At 60.4% G+C, this 3,195-nt stretch carries 3 protein-coding genes and 2 pseudogenes; 4 read left to right on the top strand and 1 reads right to left on the bottom strand.

What is annotated here, in order from left to right; all coding sequences use genetic code 11:
* Positions 1-107: 107 nt before the first annotated feature.
* From ABZU91_RS32685 to ABZU91_RS32695, 3 genes and pseudogenes are all read left to right on the top strand, one after another.
* Positions 108-233: pseudogene (locus ABZU91_RS32685) on the top strand (RHS repeat-associated core domain-containing protein); the annotation flags it as partial.
* A gap of 561 nt (positions 234-794) precedes the next feature.
* Positions 795-1,487: a polymorphic toxin-type HINT domain-containing protein gene (locus ABZU91_RS32690; RefSeq protein WP_355249159.1), complete on the top strand. Its 693-nt coding sequence runs from the start codon at positions 795-797 to the stop codon at positions 1,485-1,487.
* 22 nt (positions 1,488-1,509) lie between these two features.
* Positions 1,510-1,857: a hypothetical protein gene (locus ABZU91_RS32695; protein WP_355249153.1), complete on the top strand. Its 348-nt coding sequence runs from the start codon at positions 1,510-1,512 to the stop codon at positions 1,855-1,857.
* 803 nt (positions 1,858-2,660) lie between these two features.
* Here ABZU91_RS32695 and ABZU91_RS32700 read toward each other — a convergent pair.
* A pseudogene (locus ABZU91_RS32700) lies at positions 2,661-2,792 on the bottom strand (site-specific integrase); the annotation flags it as partial.
* 170 nt (positions 2,793-2,962) lie between these two features.
* Between ABZU91_RS32700 and ABZU91_RS32705 the strand changes: the two are divergent.
* Positions 2,963-3,195 (top strand): hypothetical protein (locus ABZU91_RS32705; protein ID WP_355249156.1); only part of this gene is annotated, 233 nt, incomplete at its 3' end.

A 3,195-nucleotide genomic window follows, 5' to 3' on the forward strand; every position in this document is an offset into this window, starting at 1 on the left:
CCATCTTCCGACGCCAGCACCAAGCCGCATCCAAGATCAGCCACTACGCCCGACAAGCCCTCACAGAACCCTGAAACGGATCTCCCGCTGGAGTACTAACCCACCTCAACGCTCGCGAATACGACCCCGCGATAGGCCGATTCGTCTCCGTCGACCCCGTCATGGACATCGCCGATCCGCAGCAGTGGCACGGATACGCCTATTCACGGCACAACCCAGCCACCTTCAGTGACCCCAGCGGCCTTATCCCCGCAGACTGCGTGACAATCAAGGGCGGCTGCCCGCTATACCAACCCGGCAACGAAAAGGGCAACCAGGCCACCAAGAACAATCCGAAGAACCGATGCTGGCCGGTCAAGTGCGACAAGGAGGCTGACGCCGAAAACGCCTTCGACCCGGACACATGGACTGATCACATGCCCGACGGGCGGAGTGCGCCGAGCAAGGGCTACGTCGCCCTCCCGGTTTTCGCGCAGCTCGTCTACGGCACCCACATCTCTAACCTGAACGCAGTTCAACTGGAACGGCTTCGCAGCGATGTCCTCTGCTACAACTATCCGGATATCTGTAAGCAGATCCTCGCCGAAATGTGGGGGGATGTTGGCAACTTCCTTGGCGAAATCACCGGAGTCAACGACGCGATCGACTGCTCCAACGGAAGCGTCTCAGGATGCGCCTGGACCATTGTCGGATTCGTTCCGATCGGAAAGCTGAAAGCAGCCGGCAAGATCGGCGAAGCACTGCTCGACACCGGGAAAGCTCTCTGTAGCTTCAGTCCAGAGACCAAAGTCGTCATGGCTGACGGCACCTTCAAACCCATAAGCGATCTCCGGGTCGGAGATAGGGTCTTGGCTACCGATCCAGAAGCAGGCGTGACGAATGGGAAGATCGTAACTCATATCTGGATCCACGAGGACCATCTGCGTGATCTGAAGATCAACGGCAAGGCGCTCTTCACCACGGCCGGGCACCCGTTCTGGAATGCAAGAGTAAAGCGGTGGGATCCTGCTAATCAGCTCAAATCTCATGATCGCCTGCTATCCCTCCAGGGGGTCTCGATTCGCCTCGATGGCGGCCTGGCGCAGTTCGCGCGGTTCGGGGCGGCGTACAACCTTACAGTTGCTGATATTCATACCTACTATGTGGTAGCCGGTAACACGCCAGTGCTAGTCCATAACACTGGCTGCGGGCCTACGGCGCGTTTTGCGGTCGACTCAAGCGGCGTTGCGGCTGACCTGAAGCCGCTTGGCCGAGGTTCGACTGGCCGTACTGCTCCCAACAATCTCACCGAGCAGATGGCGATGCATGAGGCTATGTCTAGTCCGGCCAATGGTACCCTCCTACCTCTTAGGAAGGGCATGACGGACGCGAGGTGGCCTGGCTCAGATGGTTGGGTGAAGATGTCCCAGAATGTAAACGGCGTCGAGATTCATTACGTAATGAATGCGATTACTGGGCAAGTTGACGACTTTAAGTTTAAGGGCTGACATGATAGCGACGTTCCTTGGCGTGAGCCTGCGAGACCTGCCGCCAAATCCATTAGCCTATAACCGGGATGCTGTGGCCCGCCTCACCGTCGAAACACAATATCGCGTCTGCGCGATGTCTCTCTATGCCGGGTCGGTCATGGTTCTTGTGTGCGCTGACACCGGTCTGCCGGACTGGTATCCGATTCAGCTATTCCGGGTAGAAGACTCCAGCATTCCAAATGAGTGGCGATTCGCGTTCTATCGTGATTCAGCCCATCTGCAGGCTCTTTGGGGTTATGAAGATATGATAGATGATGAGTCGCACTATGACGGCTTGCTAGAGCGCGAAGTAAGGGCGCTCGAGAAATTTTTTTCACGCTGTAGTTGATCACGCCGCGACGGCTCGGCTGGGTACGACAATTCAGCGTTCCGCCGACGGAGCGTGACAACGGTGCGGAATCGTCGTAGTGGAGAATCATCTGGAGAGCAAGCTGACGGTCGAGGTGACGGGCGGCTTCCCTATCGCCTATAGCGTGTCTGCCGCGAGCTTGGCATTGATTCCGCTGCGTAGCGGCTGCTAGAGGTTGATGCGGCTGGTGGCCCGAGATTCGGCCGGTCGAGAGATCGCGAGTCTGGATGACCCGCTGTGTGAGCCGCGTACCTAGGTGATCGGCTCGACGCAACTGCTGCGTGAGCGCCGCTGGCCTACCCTGGATAGTGCGCGCTCAACCCGGCCGCAGCGGGCGCCAGTTCGTCTGGAGCGATTGATGATGTGTCGCGAGCTCGCGGCGGTGCCTGTGCTGGTCCGGGGGCACCGGACGTCCCAGCACTGCGGATCCGTCGGTCTACCGACCGGTGGTCGAAGCCGCTCGCGCCCGTGGGAGACAAGAGTTCGTCCGAACTTCTAGGCATGGGAAGCGCTTGACGGTCCGCGGTAACGAGCCCGGTAACGGAGGGGATCGCGATGGGCGGATGAATCGGTAAGCCACGGCATGGAGCGGCATTAGTCCCCGTCCCTCTTGTCCGTCTCTAGGGATGTTTCACCCTATCCTGGCATGGCGTGACAGAATCGTTGTAAAACTGGGGGTCAAGGGGTCGTCGGTTCGAATCCGGCCGTCCCGACGCAGGTGAGGGGCCATCTCGGAAGATCGAGACGGCCCCTTTGTCGTACCTGGGTGACTAACTGAGTGACTACGCCTCAGCGTCGAAGATCCGGTCCATGGCGACTGCACCGCCCAGGAGCACCGGCCGTAGTTGGTGCCGGTAGACGCTCTCAGTGACCGTCGCACCGGAGTGGCCGCAGACATCCGCGATCTGTTCAAGGCGGCCCGAGACGGGCCGCATGCGCCGCCGCCTGGGCGCGCGTCCGTCGCTTCGCTGGCGCTCCGACTCCGGCCACGCAGAACGCCCGGCGGCTGGCACGGAAACGGGAAGCCGGACGCAACGACCAGCCGGGGCCTCCTCTGACATCCGCGTACTGGCACACTCCCCGCGTGAGTTACGACTTGGCGGTGTGGGAGGGCGGCGCGCCCACGGACGATGGCGAGGGCCGTCGGGTCTTCCAGCAGCTGTACCGCAAGTACATCGACACGGAGGACGAGACACCTCCGACACCGCGTATCCGGTCCTACTACTCCAGCAGGAGATCCGTTTCAGGGCTCGATGAGGGCTTGTCGGGCGTAATGGCTGATCTTGGCTTCCGCTTGGTGCTGGCGTCGGAAGATGG

It is taken from the genome of Micromonospora sp. NPDC005174, from assembly GCF_040608495.1.
Lineage (GTDB): Bacteria > Actinomycetota > Actinomycetes > Mycobacteriales > Micromonosporaceae > Micromonospora.

What these genes read in the sequence shown, in the direction of transcription:
- ABZU91_RS32690 (WP_355249159.1), top strand. Translation starts at nt 795, where the DNA reads ATGGCTGACGGCACCTTCAAACCCATAAGCGATCTCCGGGTCGGAGAT.